This is a genomic window from Streptomyces canarius, assembly GCF_014650735.1.
Lineage (GTDB): Bacteria > Actinomycetota > Actinomycetes > Streptomycetales > Streptomycetaceae > Streptomyces > Streptomyces olivaceoviridis.
This window is the reverse complement of sequence record NZ_BMVN01000038.1, coordinates 67,381-85,751: the sequence shown is the minus strand read 5'-3', so window position 1 is coordinate 85,751 and position 18,371 is coordinate 67,381. Positions and strand designations below refer to the sequence as shown.

Below are 18,371 nucleotides of genomic sequence, written 5' to 3'. Positions count from 1 at the left end.
CCACCCCGACAGCCTCCCACCCACACGGCCACCACACCCACCGAACTTACGAAAAGATCAGTAAGCTGCGTTTTCGGAAGTGGCATCGGCGGGCAACGGCTTGGCGGCATCTTCCCCAGGCCGACCACTTCAGTGCATGGGTGACGGGATCGCGGTCGGCTCGTGGATGGGGTAGGAAAGCGTCCGCGTCCCAGACGCTGCTGTTCAACAGCCGCTGAAAGCCGTCCGGAGTGCGGTGCGGTGGCGTGCCCATTCCGCAAGCTGTCAGCCGTTCTTGCGTGCCGCTTGGCCCAGCAGACCGCGGACATAGTCCCGCATTCGCCGCCGCAGATCCGCCCGACCGAACCGACCCGCCACCCGCTCGTATACCGACTACAACTCCGCAGCCCAGTAGGTGACTTAGTCACCGCCTCCATGCCAGGACAACGGCAACCACCAGCTTAGGACACGAACCGCTGCTGAGTATTGGACAGCGCCTGCATGAAGGAAGCCATAGGGGTCCGACCTCAGAGAGTCGGACCCCTCCCAGCCTGCACGTTTGCCAGATCAGCGATGTAGTGCCGAGTAACCCGCTACACGTTGAATCTGAACTCCACGACAAGGCTTTTACCTGCCGAGATGTGCCGGCATCCAGCACCTGTCCAGCACGGGCGCCGCCAGTGGGCACGATGAACCGCAAGGTCACCGACCGTACCCCACACAGAACCGCATTGCCCCAGCTCAGCACGTCGCCGTAAAAGGGCTTCACCCATCCTCGTCTTCCCTCTCGGGTTCCATGGTCAGCCCGGCCGCGTCCAAGAGGTCCGGGTCCGGATCGTCCTCCGTCCTGTTCCACTGCTCCCGCTCCACAACGGACTCCGCCGTCGCCCCTCCTGGACTCCCATCACTCTCCGCGAGCATCGGGAGGACGTACGCCTGGGCCAGTCCCGCCAGGTGAAGGGGGAGCGGCAGGGACAGCGCCGCGGCATAGTCCGGCGCCTGGCGCAGTTGGTGCACGGCGAGGGCCAGAGCCTCGGCCTCATCCGGCATGCCCAGGGCGGGGACGGCCGAGTCGCCCTCCGCGTGACAGCCGAGAACCGCGATCTCAACCAAGGTCGGGTTCCAGGCGCTGGTGCCCGCCTGTGAGGTGAGGTTGCCTGCGGCGTTGACCCGGGTGGCCAAGCGGTCGAGGGCGGGCGACACCGCATGGGTACCGGGGCGTTCCGTGGTGCTGTAGAAGATCCGGTCACGTGAGGCGGACCCGCCCTGCGGCGGGGCGGTCTGGGCCCAGAAGCCCGCCGGCTGTCCGTGTGGCTTACCGGGTTTCGCCAGCCCCCACCACTGCGCGGACTCCCGTCCGCCACAGCCGCGGACGCGCACAAGGCGGAGTTCGTCGTCGAGCCGCCCCGCGGGAGCGTGACCTGCCTGAATCAGATCCCGCTCAATCCGGCCGTCCTGGAGCCACGGCCAGTGCAGCCTGCTGTTCTGCGCGTGGGTGATCAGCACAGTGGGCTGACCGCGCAGCGAGTGCAGTACACGCTGGAGGAATGCCGCGGTCTCCTTGCGCTGCTGGGCGAGGTTGGTACGCCACTGCTTGCCGGTCAAACGGGGGCTCCTGGAATGCGGGCCGCTGTCCTCCGGGGCGGGCTCCGCGCACGTCTCAAGATCGATCTCGGCCTGCCTCACCAGGCCGAGGAGGAAGCGCGGATACGGCACCCACTCCCCCGTGGCGTCGTCCCAGCCGCGTACGGCCGCCAGGCCCGCCGCCTCCGGCAGCGGGGTGGCCAGGACGGCCACGGGCAGGTGCTTGGGCAGCCGGGTCGGGCCGTCCTTGCGGCGCTTCACCATCCAGATCGCGGCGTACTGAAGTCCTGCGGGCAGGTCGTCGCCGAGCGTGTGCTGCGGCAGTACGCGGACGCCGAGCTGGCGCAGTCCGTCGAGCCAGGAGCTGTGTGTGCGGTGCTCGATGCTGTCCGCGTTGTCGATCTGCCGGTCGGCGGACGGGGTCACGACGAACTGGGTCAGTACACCTGCGTCGGCACATCCCAGGCGGACGGCGAACTTAGGGTCGCTCGTCGGCGGGCGGAAGGTGCTGCGGTGGGCGATCTCCACCAGGGCGAGTTCAGGGTGGTCGGGGTCGGCGCCGTCCGCGCTCAGCCATGAGCGCAGGGCACGGCGGCGCTCGCCGATGGCCGTCGCCATGGCCGCACCCTTCGCGCTGACGGCCGGGTCGGGCACCAGCCGGTCTCCGAGCCCATCGGTGAGGGGCAGGCAGCGCAGTCGCAGGGTGAGTTCCTCCGTCCGCCATTCGAGAACGACCGGTGCTCCGGGCCTGGCTTCGTCGAAGTCCCGGTCCGTGATCGCGGCGGCGGAGACACCGCCGTCCCCGTCCAGGCCCAGGGCTTGTGCGAACTGGGTCACTGCTTCCTTGCGCACCTCCGGTGACTGCCACAGCAACCGGACCTCCACCAGCGGCGGGCCACTGCGGTGCGGGTGTCGGCCGGCGATCCGCACCTGAGTCGCCAGGTTCTCCCTACGCGCCCGCGTTTCGCGTAGCAGCTCGGTCTTCTTGGCCTCGTCGGTCCTCGGTTTGGGCCGCCGGTTGTCCGGTGCGCCGATGCCCTTGCCGCGTCCCCGCGTCAGATCGGGTACCCGTACCACCGTCTCCGGAAGGGCCTGCTCAGCCCATTCGGTCAACTGGGCACGCTGGTTGGGCATGAAGCCCGTGCCGATTTCGTGCTTTCCCATCCTGGTGCTGTGCACCACTGCGGCGCGGACGCCGCGGCCCTCGCCGATCCAGGAACCCGGTTCGGCGAGGAGTTGTTCGGGGTCGGGGAAGTTTCCGGCGAGGCTGAGCCCGCGCAGGATGCCGGCTGTATCGTTCTCCGACCAGGCGAAGGCCTCGGCTGCCCGGTCCCGGCGCAGTCGGGCGAGTGCGTAGCGCTCGGTGGCCGGCGCTCCGGGCAGCCAGGGGATGGTGGGCCGCAAGTAGACCGTGGTGGCTTCCTGGTAGGGCAGGTTGAGGCGTTTGGTGGCGGCCCGCGGATGCGTCGCCCATCGGCGTACGCCCCAGTGCAGATGGAGACGCGGTCGTGGATCGAACGGCGTGGTGTGCAGGGAGATGTTGAGTACGACGGAGAACCACCACTCCTTGCGCTTGACCGTTCGGGGCAGGGGCTGCGACATGAGTTCGGCGCCCTGGTCGCGAGGTCCGCGAGGCACCGCGCGAAAGCGCAGTTCGCCGCCTTCGAAGGGATAGGGGTCGAGAGACAGGATGCGGCGGGCCAACGCGTCGGTGGCGAGCTGGAACTGCCGGGGCTCGGGGGCTGCGGTACCACCGGCGGTGACGGGAGCGGTGAGCAGTTCGACGCCGGTGACCGGCTGCCAATCGGGCAGGTTCCGCCTGAGGTCGGCGCTGCTCGCGAGCAGCAGCGAGCGGAATCCGGCATCCTGCCCCGCGCCCTTCGGGCCGAGTGTGCGCAGCCAGGCGTCCAGGAGCTGCCGGATGGAGCGGTCCGGGAGAGGATCGGGGGCCGCGGCGGGGACGTACATCCAGAAGTCCTCGCTGATCGGGGAGCCCTGTTCCGGTCCCGGCTCGACGGGAATACGAGGGCGGGGACGGACGATCACGTCGGGGGCGAGGGTCTGCAATACGCCGTCGAGCCGGCGTGTGGGCAGGGTCAGCCGCCGCTTCTCCTCGTCCCGCCCGTGGTTGTGCAGTGCGAGGAGGTCCGCGTGCCAGTGCTCCGGAAAGGCGAGTGCGCGGTAGTCCTCGGTCCAGGGCTCGCTGCCCTCGGCAAGGTGGTACGCGGATCGGCGGATGTGCTGATACATGTCCGTTCTCCCTGCGATGTCGTACGTGGTCGGTCGCGCGCCAGGTCTTCGACGGCCCTGGAAGTGGCGGGTCGTCGGTGTGTCACTCGGTGCCGCGCGGCCTGGGCGGAGCACCCAGGTCGCACAGCGCCTCGTACAAGGGCCGGTAGAGCAGCTTGACGAGTTCGATGTCGGCCGGGTCGGGATCGGTGCCGTCGGTGGTGTCCGCGGTACCGGTGCCGGTGAAGTACGGGTCGAGGACGTCCCGAAGGCGTACCAGCAGTCCCGGGTCGCTGGTGCCGGACCGCCTGCTCCTGTCGGCGACGGGTGCCTGCGCCGCCGCCAGCCGCGGTGCGAAGGCGGCGTCGACGAAAACCACGCGGGCCGGCACACCACCGCGGACGAGACGGCCGATGACCTGCCAGATGGTGACGAGCTGGTCCCAGACGAAGGACTCCTTCTCGTCGTCGGAGAGCGAGGAGTAGACGTAGGGGCGGGACAGCACGTGCCGCCAGACACGGCGGGCGACGGTCCGGAAGGTGCCGCCCGCAGCGTCGAGACCGTCTGCCTCTGTCACCAACTCACCGAAGGTTCCCTCGGGGCTCGTCAGGTGACCGCGTACGAACCGGCTCGCCCAGTCGTTGATGGCGAACACCGCCAGGGACAGGTCATCAGGACGAGGGTGGGGACGGACCAGGAAGAACACCGTTCCGAACGCCGCCACCCTCTCCTCGCCGGGGCGCTGGGGGATGGTGAGAATGTTGTGCCCCCTCTCGACGGCGAGCAGAGGGGCGACGAGCAGTTCGGCATCCGGGTCCTCGGCGAAGGAGGCGAGGTCTCCGCGCCGCACCGCCCCTGTGCTCCGTGTCAGGCTCCCCGCCGACGCAGCACCGTCGACCGCGGCCTCCAGTTCCGCGTCGTCGGCGGCCAGGACGCGTACCCGGCCGCGCCAGCGCGGGATCTCGTCCAAGGCCGCGGCGGCCACCCCGGCCTCCGCGTAGCTGCCCACCAGAAGCAGGGCGCGCCTGCGGCGCTCGTCGGGGATCTGGGCGAGTTCGCCTTGCAGCGGGGAGGTGGTTCCGTCCCTGCGGGGACGGGCAAGCCGGTCGATCATCAGGCGCAGCACGTCCTCGCGTTTGTCGGGGTCCTGTCCGGAGAGGCGGATCGGCTGTCCCGCCGCGTCGTGGACGAACTCGGTGCGGAACACGGTGTCCCGGATGGACCGCAACGCCTTGCTCTGCGGTTTGAGGACTGCCCGGACGGGAGCGAGGACATGGGCGCGGGTGGATGTGCCCGCCCAACTGGTGCCCGACATCAGCAACACGTGCGGACCGGCCTTCCCCCGGCCGGGATCGGCGCCGAGCTGGGGAAGGCCGAGGAGCAGTTCGCGGCCCACGCCCGCGCAGCGGAAGAAGCGCAGGGTCCCGGTGCGGCGACCGTCCTTGTCGCGGGCGGCCGCCCGTTCGTCGATCAGGTACTGGAAGCCCAGGACGTTGCCCATGGGTGCCTCGGGCAGGAGGGGCGCGTAGTCGAGGGGTGGTCGGCGGGTCAGTTCGTGGCTCGCCGCGTCGAGCCGCAGCGCCGCCTCCACCTGGGGCCACAGGAACGTGACCCGGTCCAGGCGTTGGTGCAGAGCGGCGAGCACGAGGGTGAACTCCATTCGTCGCGCGTTCAGTTCGCGCCACTCCTCGGTAAGGGGTACCTCCTCGCGCGCAGGCTCCCTGCCCTGTCGGGCGGCGGATGGCGGGCGCTGCTGCGGACCCGGCGCTCCGACGAGGAAGGAGTCGAGGAGCGCGCGGACCCGGCCGCGTGTCCGCTTCTCGTCGAGGGTGTGCAGGACGTCGTGGGCGAGGGCGGTGAGGTCGTCGGCGGGCGTCAGATAGGGGCCCCGCCCACCGAGTGGATCGTCCCGGAAGGTGTCGAAGAACCCGGTGATCTCGCCGCGTCGGTGCGCCCAAGGCACCTCCGGCTCAGGGAGCCCCTGCTGTCCCGGCTCATTTTCGCCGTCGCCCTCGACGTCCCCCTCGCCCTCGTACAGCGCGCTCTCGTCCTCGACGTCCCCCGCCTCCGTGCCGTCGGGATGCCGGACGGACCGGCCGGGCGTCAGCGGATACCAGGCGTTCAGCAGCTTTTCCTGGAGGGTCCATGCGCTGAAGTAGTCGATCTGCGCCCAGTTGCGCAGCCCCTCGTCGTCGATGAGCATGGCGTACAGCCGGTCCGCCGCGGAGCCGACGATGTCCAGGGCGGCGGACCACCGTTCCACGTCCTGGTCGGAGAGCTGCAGCCGCCCCTGCCGGGCGAGTTCGGCGATCTCATGGGTCTGCAACTGGTCGAGCCAGGATTCGGAGACGCCGGTGGTGACGAGAGTGGCCGACGGCGCGAACATCTGGTCCAGCTGCATCTGTACGCGGTCGGCCTCGTCGACGACCACGATGTCGCTGCGAAGGCACGCCAGTTCCAGGTAGCGCAGGCGTTCGGCATTGAGCTGGCTGGGGACGGGCGTCTGGACAAGGCTGGCGGGGTTCGCCACCCAGATCAGCGCGTCCACGAGGTCACGCGCGGCGGAGTGGCGGGGACAGGCACTCCACAACGGGCAGGCATGCGGGGTGCCCCACTCCTCCTCTTCGTCGCTGTCGTCCTCGGGGGGGCGGCTCCCGGCGGCGCCACGGGCGCGTTCGAGTGCGCGTACGGCGTGTTCGACCGCCAGCCCATCAGGTGCGTCGCCGGAGTGGGCGGCGGGCCGCACGGGGTGCAGACCTCCGCACGGTGCGTCGTTGTAGCGCAGCGGCTCCGATGTGTCGAGCGCGCGCAGCGCGTCCAGCGGGCAGGCGGTGCTGAGGTGCCTGAAGGCCGCGTCGGTGTGGGCGAGGAGCGAGTGCGCTCCGCGCGCGGCGAGCCTGCGATGCAGTCGCTGGGTGTGCTGAGGCCGCGTGGTGCCGCCCTGGATCGGTGCGGCGCTCAGACCGAGCCCGCGGAAGAGTTCGGTCAGGGTGAGCTGTTCGGCCAGGTCACCGACGACGAGTGTGGTGCGCAGGCCGTTGTGGTGCCCCCAGACGGCGAGCAGGGTCATCAGGGTCGACTTGCCGGCGCCGACCATGCCGACGAGGTGGGTGAGCCGGTCGAGCGGCAGCGCGGATGCCGGTGCGAAGGCGGTCCCGTCCCGGGTGTCGAGATCGAGGTCGTTCAGGCGCTGTGCCCAGTTACCCGCCCTTCGGCCGCGACGCCACTCCTCCTCGTCCATCCACCGTGCCACGTGCGCCAGTTCGGACAGTGGTACGTCCAGAGGGCCTGCGGTGGCCGGGCGTTCCGTGGTGAGGGAGTGGCCCGGGAGAGGGTCTCGTACGAGGTCAGCCGGGATGGTGACGGAGGTGCGCCGGTGGCGGCGGTCCATGAAGCGGTGCTCGCCTGCCGCCGCCTGCTCCAGCGGTTTGACGGTGAAGCCCGGCAGGTGCGCGAGCGCTTCGTCGTACGCGGCGAAGCGGTCGGCGGCGACCACGAGGGGAAGCCGGTACGCCGGTTCCCCCGCCGCCGGGACACGGTACGCGCGCAGCCTTTCCGGCAGTTGCAGGTACGCGTCTAGGGACTGGCGCCACATCCGCCCGCGGCGCATCGGCCAGAGCAGGTGCCGGGCCGCGGCGAGCGCGACCTGTTCCGCCTCACCGACGGACAGCTTCGCGGCGCGTGCGAAGGCGAGGCCGTAGCCGCCCAGGAGCGTCCACGCTCCGTCGGCGGCGTGGCCGGGCGCCACGGTCTCCATCAGCCGCAGGGCGAGCTCGACCTGGCACAGCAGAGCGGGCCGGGTCCTGGCGTGTTCTTCGGGCCAGGGTCCCAACGCGGCCACGACCGGCTGGTACCAGCTGCTGCGGTCACGCATCGTCCACTCCGTCCTGCCCTGCGTCCTCGGCCGGCGTTGTGTTGTCCGCGGGGCGGTTCCCGGTGGCTCGTCGGCCGGGGCCCGACGGCTCCTCCGTTCCGGTGGGAAGCGGGCCGATGAAGGCGTCCGGCCCGCGGTCACCTGACAGACGCAGCCGTGCGGCCCGCACCAGCTGTCTGTCCGTCAGCAGCCTCAGTCCACCCGCCTGAGCGCCCCGTTCCCTGGCATAGCTGCCGAGGTAGTCGCGGCGTGCGCGGACCCTGAACTCCGGTACGACCCAGCAGGCCTCGTCGTAGGGAGGTTCGGCGCGCACCGCAGTCGCGCTGCGGCCGAGGAAGGCGGGATGCGCCCAGTCCTTGACGTCCACGGCCCACACATGGCCGTCGGGGAACGTGACACGCACGTCGTACGAGTCGAAGTTGGGCCACATCTCGACGGTGAGCCCCAGCGCCCGCAGCTCGCTCTCCAGGGAGGTCTCCGCCTGTCCTGGTCCGGTGACGAACAGCCGCAGTGGTTTGCGCAGTTGGCGTAGCTCTCCCACCTGCGCCGCCACGAGTTCCCGGCCATGCGGCGCGGGACCCCGGTGCCGGCACTGGTCCCGCTCGCACCACCACCCGGTGTCGGACACCGGGTGCAGCAGGGTCAGGCAGCGGTGGCAGCACATATAGGAGCCGTCCCGCCGGAACCCGGCGGGGACGGGGGCGTAGATCTCCTCGACGAGGAAGCGGACCGGGTCGAGGAAGAGGTCGCAGCTGACCTCGACCCATTCCTCCTCGGTGAGAACGGGCCGGGTGACCAGGAGGCGGCGGAAGGCCGTGTACGACTCGGGCGCTGACATGGCCCGGCAGGCTCGCATGGCCTCGTGGATGACCAGGCGGTCGTACTGTCGCCCGGTACTGTCGCCGTATCCGCGTACAGCGAGTTCGTGGCAGAGCTGTGCAGGTTCCCCCGAGCCCTCGTCGATCAGCCGGTCCGCGGTGTCGAACAGGTCGGGGGGCAACTGGTCGAGGGGCCAACTGCTGAGCGGCCGGGCGCGGGCCCAGCGCATCATCTCGGGGACACCGGCCGGGGGCGTGGCCCCGTTGCGCAGGCACTGGAGAACCAGGGCGTCCAGGGCGCGCTGCGCGCTGGACGGGTAGGGCAGGGCGAAGGCGTCGAGGTCGCCGACGGCCGCCAGATGGAGGACGGCGGTGGCCACGTCCCGCAGCAGGACGACCTCCGGGTTGGACAGCCAGTCCGGGACGAGCTGTTGGTCAGTCATGGACCGGCACACCTCCTCGCGACTGTGGTGGGACGCCCGGCTCAGGGTCGTCGGCGCGCGAGGGCACGTCGGCGCCGTGTGGCAGGGGATGGTCGGTGACGTAGGCGGTGCCGGGCCGGCACCAGGTCCGCGCCTGACAGCCGTGGCAGTGGCGCCCGGTCCTCGGTTCGTACGTGGTGTCGTCCAGGAGCGGCTGGGCGAGGCCGGCGATGACGTCCCGGGCTTCTTCGACGATCTCGGTACGGCCGGGGTCGACGCGTTCCAGCCTGCTCTCTCCGTGGCCCTCGCGCAGATGCTCCAGTTCGACCCAGGAGCGGCGTGGGTCGCCGCCCAGCGCCCCCGCGTGGAACAGCAGCACGCCCAAGGCCAGTTGCGGGTACCTGCGGAGGAGCGGCTCCCGCTCCCACAGGGGAAGGGCAGACGTCTTCGTCTCGCGCCAGATCCACCGGCCGCGATGGGTGTACACCAGATCGGGTACGGCGAGGACGACGACATCGAGCTCCGGCACGTAGGCCGTCACGCGGTGCTGTACGAGCACGCGCTCGTCGGCGTCGAGTCCGTTGAGCGGGCACAGCAGCCGGTGCTCGGCCAGCATCCCGGCGGCCTCACGCGCGGATGCGTCGTCCAGACCGGTCCCGGACCGCAGCGCGTCCGGGTGGGGGGCCGCGCGGTCCCGGCAGCCGCGTACCGGCCGTTCGCCGTGTCGCGCGTCCAGCCAGGAGTCGACGGCCCTCCCGCGCCGCGCTCCCTCGTTCTCGGTGGACAGATCGTTGAGATGCAGACGCCGCACCAGGTGGTACTGGGCGGGGCATTGCGCGTGAAGCCGGAGGTCCCAGACGGAGACGGAGCGGCGCTTGCGTGCGACGGCCGGGGGTCGCCCTCCCCACAGGCTCGGGGCGCGCCCCAGGTCCGTACAACCGGCGATGGCCTTGCAATCGACACAGCTCTCGCCGGGCCGGGTGCCGGTCGCGGTCGTGGCGGCGAGGAACGCCGGCACCGCGTCGCCCTCGAACCGCTTCCTCGCCTCGACGGGGCTCTCGCCGAACCGTGGAGCCACGCCGAGCAACGGCTCCACCGAGCCGTCGGCGCATCCCACGTCGAAGACGCGCACCAGGTCAGGTGGGCGGATGGCGTCGCCAGCCTCGGCCGGGGGTTCGTCACGCGCCCTACGCCGGGGCGCGGGCGTCCCGTACGCCATCACCTGTGCCACGGCTCCGAGTTCGGCATCGGGGCGACTGCTCTTGGCCCGGCCCAGCGAGGGCAGCCACAGATCGCGCACCGTCCCGTCGGCGGAGGCGTACATGCGGCCCCACAGGGTGTGCTCGTACTGCCGGGCACCGCGCGAGTCGGGTACGTCCGTGCGGCGCGTGCGCCACGTCCATGGGTGTTCGACCGCTGCGGTCGGCGGTAGTCCCGACTTCTCGGCGGCGGCCTGCTCCCGGGTGCGGGCCGTGACGTACCGCTCCAGGGCGTGGGCGGTCCACGCGAGGTGGACGGGGTGAACCGGCGCGCCCCGGCCACGGAACGGCCCGCGGCTGCGGCGCAGTTCCGCACGCACCCGCTCGACGGACCAGCCGTGGTGCTCCACGAGGTCGAGCGCCGTGAAGAGCGGGCCGAACCCGAACTCCTCGTACGGCGTGGGCAGAAACGGCACGGCCGGCTCGGCCACGAGCTGGGGCCTCATCGCGATGCGGCGGTGCGTGGGGCAGGCCGCGGCGTCGGGCCGGGCCGTCCGCGGACTCGCCCTGATCAGCCAGTCGTCTCCGGCGACGCCCGGTGGATTCTGCATGGTGACCCCCGTGGAGGGCGGCATGGGCAGGAGGACGTCCGGGAACGGCGGGTTCCGTACCCGCTCACATGAAGTCCCGGACACGACCCAGCATGACATGAATCTGTGAACTAAGTCCATGAACATCTCGCAAGAGGGTCACTTCACGCTACTCTGATGTGCTGAATGGTGCGGGAGGCGAAGGAGCTGCGCGGCGTGGACGCGGATTCGTACGCGGAGATGTACAGGCCCGGCACGGGTGATCTGATCGACGGGCGCTACGAGTTGACGGAGTCGCTCGGCAAGGGCGGGATGGCCCAGGTCTGGCGCGCACGCGAGGTCTTCCCCGGCCACGAGGCGCCCGAAATTCATGAGGTTTCCGCGGGGCGCGAAGTCGCAGTGAAGTTCCTGCGCCACGACTCCGAGGCCCTGTACGCCCTGGGCCCGGAGGAGAGGGCGGCCGAACTCGCCGTAAGGAACGCCCGGTTCCGGCGCGAGGCCACTCTTCTGGGCGCGCTCGACCACCCGGGCATCACGGAGCTGTACGGAAGCGGATCGCACCGGGGTGTGCCGTACATCGCCATGCGCCTCGTAACCGGGGTGAGTCTGCGGACCTTCCTCGACGAGCACACACCGCTGCCGTCCGCGACGGCGATCGCCGTCGCCGTACAGATGGCGGGAGCACTGGCCTGCGCGCACACGTTGCCCGTCGTGCACCGGGACCTCAAGCCCCCCAACATCATGATCGACGACGAGGGGGCGGTCGTCCTCATCGACTTCGGTATCGCCAAGCCGCTACGGGCCGACGCCACCCGGTACACGGCGCACGGCTCCACGCTGGGCACCCGCGGCTACCTGGCGCCCGAACAGCTCCTGGAGCGCGAGCCCACCGCGCGTACGGACGTGTACTGCTTCGGCTGCGTCTTTTACGAACTGCTCACCGGGCGCCCGCCGTTCCCGCTCGGTGCGGACTCCGGTCTGACCGAAAGGCATCTCTACGAGGAGCCGCTGCCGCCGAGTGTGTACGCCGCGGGTATCCCCGAGGCGATCGACGACCTGGTGATCCGCATGCTCGCCAAGCAGCCCGGACAGCGTCCGCCCGTCGACGAGGTCCTGGCGGTACTCGCCCCCCTCGGCCCCCGGCCCGGCGACCCCGAGCCCCGGCCGCGCACCCACCCCGACCCCACGACCCCGCTCCGCCGACCTGCGGACCGGGCTCCGCGCACGCACCGCGCTCCCACCGCGCCGCGTCTCACGTCCCCGGTGGCAGGCGAAGAGGAGTGGCTGGACGCCCGCGCGGTAGAGCTGCTCTGCACACGAGCCGAGACGGAGATCGCCGTCGGCGAACCGGGGGACGCGGCCGGCCGTCTGCACGAACTGGCGCAGCGGGTGCGCAGGGAGTGGGGAACGCGCCGCCCGCTGGTGCGCCGCGTGTGGCGGGGAGCGGCGGACGGCCTCCGGCTGGCCGGGGACTTCGGCTCCGCGGCCCGTCTCTACCAGGGCATCGACGGCACTCTCCTGCACGGCGACGGCCCGGCCGAGCGGGCGGAGCGCGCGGTGGTGCGGCTGCGGGTGGCCGAATGCCGTCTCGCCTTCGGTGAGCTGGACGCCGCCGTCTTCGCTGTCGACGCCGCGGGACGTACGGCCGCGGGCCTGCCGCGCGAGCTCGCCGTACAGGTCGAGTCCGTGCGGCGCGAGGTCGATGCCCAGCTCTCGGCCCGGCTCGCGGACGCGGGGGGACCAGGGCGGGCCGGGGTCTGACCGCGGCGGAGCGACGTGACGCGCCTCACCTCGCCGCACGGCTCCTGCCCCTCTCGGGCGTTCTACACCCCGCCCGCGAGCCGCCCGGCCGCCAGTTCGTCGCCGAGGTCGTGGACGAGGTCCGCACCGAGTTCGGCGGTGCGCCGCGCCAGCTGTTCGAAGGCGGCGAGCTCGCGGAACGCCTCACCGTAACGCCGTTGTTCACGCAGCGGTACCTGGCGGACCTGGAGCCGCCGTACATCGATGCGGGAGGAACTCGTCGCGTGCGTACCGGCTTGCCGGACGTTGGCCGGGGCGCGCAGCGAACCGGCGAGGAACCAGGCGTCGAGCTGCTCTGGTTGAACCCGTACGGCGTGCAGCTGGGGGCCCAGGGCGGTCGGCGGTCCTTCGTGGACCCAGGCGGAGAACGCCCGCGCCACCCCCACCACCACGATGTCCCCGGGCTCAGCGATCACGGCCTCGCGCACCGCGGGGTCGCCGGCCGCGAGGCTTCCCCTGGGTTCGCCGCCCGACAGGAGGTCGGGAACCGTCAGGAGCGGAACATCCTCGGCGGACGGCGGCCCGGTGCGGACCGCCGCCTCCGGTGGTTGCTGGCCGCTGCGCAGGATGAGCGCGCCGGCCCTCGCCAGTTCGGCGACGGTGGTCGCTGTCGGCGAGTCCTGTGCGGAGGAGGTCAGTTCGAGTGATGCGAGCAGCCGGGCCGACCTGGTCACCCTGGCGGCCAGGCCCTTGAACTCCCGCCAGGATTCCGCCAGTCGGGGCGCGGTGTCCGCCGGGGACGGGGTGATGTGGCGTCCCGGAGTGAGGTCGACCTCGTCGTCGAGGAGTTCGATGACGGGTACGCGTCGTACGAAGGGAGAGACCTTGGCCGGATCCGTCGCCGCGGCGGCCTCGCGCACGAAGTCGCCGATCGCCGCCCAGTCGGGGGCCCACTCGCGGCCCTGGTCCCGGGGAAAGCGGGACACGCCGTCGGCCACCAGCAGGTGGGCTCCCGCATGTGGCTCCTCACCTGGTACGGGCGCCCGCAGCACCCACAGGTGCAGGGAGACGCTGTGCGGCGCGGCGCAGCCCGGCGGCAGCGCGATGACGGCCTTCAGCTGGCCGGTGCGCAGCAGCGATCCGCGGATGCGCCGGCCCGCCTTCCGCGCCGCCACGGCGGGGGGCAGGAGCAGCACCGCCGCGCCGCCGGGCCGCAGCCCGGCCAGGCAGTGCTGAACCCAGGCGAGCTCGGGTTCGGTACGCGGAGGCAGCCCGTGGCTCCAGCGGACGTCCGTGGCCAGCTCCTCGTACCCCCAGTCCCGTTCGTTGAACGGCGGGTTGCACAGGACGATGTCGGCGGGGACTCCGGCGAACGGGGCGTCGCGCAGGGAGTCCGCCGCGCGTACGTCGATACGCGTGGGTTCTCTTTCCAATGCGTCCACGGCGAGGCTCAGGCGGGCTTCGGCGAGTGCCGCGAGTACGGGATCACGGTCGTCACCCAGCAGGGTCAGCGCCCCACCGCCTGCCGCCTTGACCACCTCGGTCGCGGCCATCAGGAGGTGGCCGGTGCCGCAGGCGGGATCCATCACCGTGACGCCGCCGTCCACGTCCGCGATGCCGGTGGCGAGCTCAGCCATGAGCGCTGCCAGTGGCTCGGGTGTGGTGGCGATCTGGCGAACGTGGACATCGAGCCAGCGGCGCAACAGGAAGGCGAAGGTCTCCGGGTCTCCTTCGCGCCGCCCGAGGTCCACGGCCCGCTCGATCAGCGCCGCCGCCTCTTCCGGGAAGGCGGACTCGCCTGCCGCACCCCGCCCGGCGAGCCTCCTGCCCACCTCCGCGACCGCCATCCCCGTCTCGTCGCGTCCGCCGAGCGCCTCGAACCGGGGCCAGAGCCATTCGCGCTCGGCGGACTTCTTGAGCTTCTTGTTGTCACGCAGCCAATTCTCGATGTCGGTGAGGGAGAACTGGGGGTTAACGTCCGTGCCAGCGATCCGGGCGGGGAACGACGGATGACGCCGCCGCCAGTTGCTGACAGCGGCCCGCCCGACGCCCGCAAGGCGAGCGATTTCCGCCAGAGACACGGGTACGGATCCGGGCGTGGACATCTGAACTCCCTGGACATTCTTGACGAAAGCGGACTTTCCCCCACCTAAAGGCGCGTGATCAAGCCACTCTCCCCCTCCCGCGCGTCGGGCAGACTACTACGGCGAGGCGCGAGCATTGACTCGGTTCACAGGCCAACCGCGAACACCGCCCCTCCCGCTACCTCACCCCGTCGAGGAAGATGCTCGGCCGTCCGCTGTACGACATGTACAGCGCCTCTCTCGCCCGGGTGCTCGCCACGAACAGCAGGCACCGTTCGGCCGCGAGGTCCGTCGCGTTCTGCAGCGGATCGACTTCCGCAGGAGTCACCGCCGGCGGGAACGGGAACGCCGACGCGGTCACCCCGGCCACGGCCACGCAGCGGAACTCAAGGCCCTTCAGACTGTGCAGGCTCGACACCCGCACCCCGGCCGCGTCGTCGGACTCCCCGTCCTTGACCCGCACCACGGGCAGCCCGGCCCGGGCGAGCCGGTCGCCGATCCGCGCGGTCTGCGTGTGGAACCGGGCACAGACCGCGATCTCGGACGGCGCGACCCCGGCCGCCACCCACGCGCCCACCTTGCGGACGACGGCGTCGGCCTCGGCCGCTTCCGTCCCGTGCCCCTCACACACGGGCCGCTCCCCGTGCAGCAGAGACCGGTACCCTGAGAGGGAATCCGGTGCGTCACCGGTCAGGTCCGCCACGGGTTCCCCGTCGAGCAACGTCCGCGACCAGCGCAGGATCTCCTCCGTGGAGCGGTAGTTGAGGCGCAGCCGCGCACCACGCCCCGCGACGGAGAGGCCGAGGGAGCGCAGCGAGACCCGTGAGTCGTAGATCCGCTGGTGCGGGTCGCCGGTGAGGAACAGGTCGTCGGGCCCCTCGGGAACCAGGGCCCGCAGCAGCCGCCACTGGGCGGGGTGCAGGTCCTGGGCCTCGTCCACCACCACGTGGTCGTAACCGGGGCCCTCGCCCGGCCTGTCCCGCAGCAGCCTGGCGGCCCGGGCGCACAGTTGCAGCCAGGTGCAGGCGCGGTCATGGGCGAGTTCCTCCTCGAAGCGTGTCATCACCTCCCACAGCCGCGGGCGCTGCCCGGCCGCCAGCTTGCTGCCGCGCCCACGCCGAAGGCACTTCTCGTACTCCTCGCGGGTACGCAGGTCCTGGGCGAGCAGCACATGCCGGTACTCCTGGGCCAGGAAGGCGTCGGACCACGGCAGGTCGAGCCCGCGGGCCAGCCGCTGCCAGCGCCGCCGCTCGTCCTTGTCTCCAAGGACGTCCCCCGGATTTCCGTGCAGCTCCCGCACGACGCGGTGCGCGGTGGCGTCGACCGTGGTCACGGTGACCCGGTCGAGGAGCGCCTGATCGTGGTCGAGGAGCAGGGCGAGCCCGGAGCGCAGCGAGCGGGCGAGCGCGCTGGTGTACGTGGTGAGCAGGACACGGGTGTCGGGTGAGCGGCCCAGCAGATGCCTGACGCGGTGCAGGGCGACGACGGTCTTGCCGGTGCCGGGACCGCCGGTGACCTGGGCGGGGCCCGCGTACGCGGGCCGGTAGGCCACCCGCCGCTGGGTGGGATGCAGGAAGATCCGCCAGGCGTCGAAGGGCTTGGCGAGAATGTCGGCGAGTTCCTCGGGCCCGGTGACGAGGGCGATCCGGCTGCGCGTACGGCTGACGGCAGCCGCCAGCTCACCCTGCTTCTCCCCGGTCTCCTCGACGACGACCGCCTGCCGCGCCGCGACGAGGTCACGGTAGATGTCGTCAGGATCGAACCCCTCCGCGAGCAGCCACAACGCCTCGAACTGGTCCTCCGGCATCAGCGACCCGAAAGCCTCCAACTGGGCCTTGCCGGTGATGACGCGGGCGGCGCGCAGCGTGACGTCGTCGACGCCGAGGTGCCGCAGCACGGTGTCCGACCAGCCGGCGAAGAGCAGCTTCGGCGCCGCCTCGGCCTCCCGGGCGAAGAGCGGGGTGATCTGCTCCATGGCGGTGAGATCACGTACTTCGAGACAGCGGGTGACCGCGTTGACGGAGTACAGCCGCCGCTTGGCCCAGGAGTACGCCTTGTCGTGGGAGACCACATGGACGAAGACGAACACGTCACTGCCGTCGTCGGGCGCGAGCAGCACGATGCGCTGCCCGTCGTCGACCCGGATGGTGCGCATGCGCGGGTCGCGGGAGCCGACCACGGATTCCAGGTGCAGGCCCTTGTCCGCGTGCAGCTGGTGGACCGTCAGCTGCTGGAACTTCGCCATCGCCTTGTGGACCCGAGCGCGGGACGGCTTGTCGAGCCGGTCCACGCCCTCCCAGAAGGTGTTGGTGATCGCGATCTGCGGCACCGACCCGCCCCTTTCCTCAGCCGACCAAATGAACGTTGACTGAGTTTACAGCGAAATGTGGCGCTCGCGACAGGGCGGCTCCTCCACGCGCACCCGGCTGCCTCACCGGCGACACACGGCCCACACCGTCTTGCCGCCCGGGCAGTGGGGGCGGGCACCCAGTCGTCGGACAGGGCCCCGACGAGCAGCAGGCCGCGCCCCGACTCGTCGCCGCGATCGACGGACTGGGGCGCCGGCTGCCGGTCGCCTCGGGCATCGGTGACCTCGATCCGCAGCTCGGTCGCGTCGAGGCTCAGTTTCAGGCGGGCCTCACGTCCGCACACCCGGCCGTGCAGAAGGGCGGCCGTGGCAGTGAGGTCGTCGGCGCCGGGGGCTCCGGGCGGCATGTGCGCCGCGGGCCACCGCTCTGCGGCGCGGCGGACCGCGTGCGCGCCGTGCCTGGTGGTGGGGTAGAGGGTGCTGAGGCTTACGTGACCTGTGCGCAGCAGGCTGCCGAATCACGTTTTCTGTTTCGTGGGACACGTCACCGAGGGTGGCGTGATGGATCTACTCACGAAAGTGACCGAAAGAGTACGGAGAGTGACTGTTCGGCGCCGCGGGCAGGCTGTCCGCGCGGGCGGCCGTCCTATACGGGAGTCGTACGGGTGACCGCCCCTGACGTACGGGGACGGGCTGTCGGAGTCGAGTACGCGGCGGACCGCGGACAAGCGGGGTGATGGGTGATGACGGCGGTGCGGAGCGACGCGGGTGTTGAGGACCCGGCGGACTCAGAGGAGGTCGCGGACCTGCTCCGCGCCATCGGCCGCATGATCAAGGCCGCGCGGGAGCGGGCCGGACTGAGCCAACGGGAGTTGGGGCAGCGGGTCGGCTAGAGCGAGGAGCAGATCTCTTCGGTCGAACGGGGGCGGCGGACACCGCAGCCGGATTTCCTGGTAAAGGTGGATGAACTCCTGCGGTGCGGTGCGCTGTTGGCGCTACTCGGGGAATCGAGGAGCGGGCGAAGGCGCGGTAGAGGGTGCGGCATCCGGAGTGGTTCCGGGATTACGCATGGAGGCGCAGGCGGTCGAGCTGTGCTTCTACAGCACGCTGACCATGCTGGGGCTGTTGCAGACGGAGGGGTACGCGCGGACGATCTTCACGGCGCGGCGTCCGCTCCTGAACGAGGAGACCATCGAGCAACGCGTGGCCGTGAGGCTGGACCGCCAACAGATCTTCACCCATTGGCCACCACCGGCAGTGACAGCAGTAATCGAGGAGTCCGTACTGCTACGGGCCATCGGCGGAGAGCAAGTACAGCGTGAACAAGTTCACCCCACGAGGAAAGCCACAGATGGGATACGGCGAGTTCGAGAGCGTCAACCGACTCATCACGGATCCGGATGAGGTACGTATGCCGGCCGCACGCTACGGGAGCATCAGGGGACAGGCGTTGAGCCCGTCCGACTCCTGCGCACTTTTCGAGACGCTGCTGGGAGAATGATGAAGCGCGAACAGGGCGAACGGTTGCACTGATTCAAGAGCAG

General features: G+C 71.0%; 9 protein-coding genes and 1 pseudogene. 3 read left to right on the top strand and 7 right to left on the bottom strand.

Features of this window, described 5'->3' with window-relative positions:
• Positions 1 to 178: 178 nt before the first annotated feature.
• The 5 genes and pseudogenes from IE294_RS50165 to IE294_RS35675 all read right to left on the bottom strand — a co-directional run.
• Positions 179 to 357: pseudogene (locus IE294_RS50165) on the bottom strand (transposase); the annotation flags it as partial.
• A 387-nt stretch (positions 358 to 744) separates the two neighbouring features.
• A complete protein-coding gene (locus IE294_RS35690; protein WP_189893133.1) occupies positions 745 to 3,813 on the bottom strand; it encodes a pPIWI_RE module domain-containing protein in 3,069 nt (1,022 codons plus the stop codon).
• A gap of 82 nt (positions 3,814 to 3,895) precedes the next feature.
• Entirely contained in the window at positions 3,896 to 7,666 is a 3,771-nt protein-coding gene (locus IE294_RS35685; protein ID WP_189893131.1) for a pPIWI_RE_Z domain-containing protein, read from the bottom strand.
• Entirely contained in the window at positions 7,659 to 8,927 is a 1,269-nt protein-coding gene (locus IE294_RS35680; RefSeq protein ID WP_189893130.1) for a pPIWI_RE_Y domain-containing protein, read from the bottom strand. Before IE294_RS35680 ends, IE294_RS35685 begins: the two co-directional genes overlap by 8 nt.
• Positions 8,920 to 10,716, bottom strand: coding sequence for a PD-(D/E)XK nuclease family protein (locus IE294_RS35675; protein WP_189893129.1), 1,797 nt, complete (start codon positions 10,714 to 10,716; stop codon positions 8,920 to 8,922). The genes IE294_RS35680 and IE294_RS35675 overlap by 8 nt, the downstream gene beginning before the upstream one ends.
• Positions 10,717 to 10,881: 165 nt before the next feature.
• Here IE294_RS35675 and IE294_RS35670 point away from each other — a divergent pair, with 165 nt between their 5' ends.
• Positions 10,882 to 12,456, top strand: coding sequence for a serine/threonine-protein kinase (locus IE294_RS35670; protein WP_229917634.1), 1,575 nt, complete (start codon positions 10,882 to 10,884; stop codon positions 12,454 to 12,456).
• A gap of 62 nt (positions 12,457 to 12,518) precedes the next feature.
• Here IE294_RS35670 and IE294_RS35665 read toward each other — a convergent pair whose 3' ends face one another.
• Both IE294_RS35665 and IE294_RS35660 read right to left on the bottom strand, forming a co-directional pair.
• Entirely contained in the window at positions 12,519 to 14,540 is a 2,022-nt protein-coding gene (locus IE294_RS35665) for an N-6 DNA methylase (RefSeq protein ID WP_189893127.1), read from the bottom strand.
• A gap of 157 nt (positions 14,541 to 14,697) precedes the next feature.
• Entirely contained in the window at positions 14,698 to 16,848 is a 2,151-nt protein-coding gene (locus tag IE294_RS35660) for a UvrD-helicase domain-containing protein (protein ID WP_189893126.1), read from the bottom strand.
• A 722-nt stretch (positions 16,849 to 17,570) separates the two neighbouring features.
• Between IE294_RS35660 and IE294_RS49425 the strand changes: the two genes are divergently transcribed.
• Complete coding sequence (locus IE294_RS49425; RefSeq protein WP_306433499.1) at positions 17,571 to 17,720, top strand: helix-turn-helix domain-containing protein; 150 nt, start codon at positions 17,571 to 17,573, stop codon at positions 17,718 to 17,720.
• A gap of 175 nt (positions 17,721 to 17,895) precedes the next feature.
• Positions 17,896 to 18,231, top strand: a complete 336-nt coding sequence (locus tag IE294_RS49420; RefSeq protein WP_306433498.1) for a Scr1 family TA system antitoxin-like transcriptional regulator — start codon at positions 17,896 to 17,898, stop codon at positions 18,229 to 18,231.
• Positions 18,232 to 18,371: the final 140 nt, after the last annotated feature.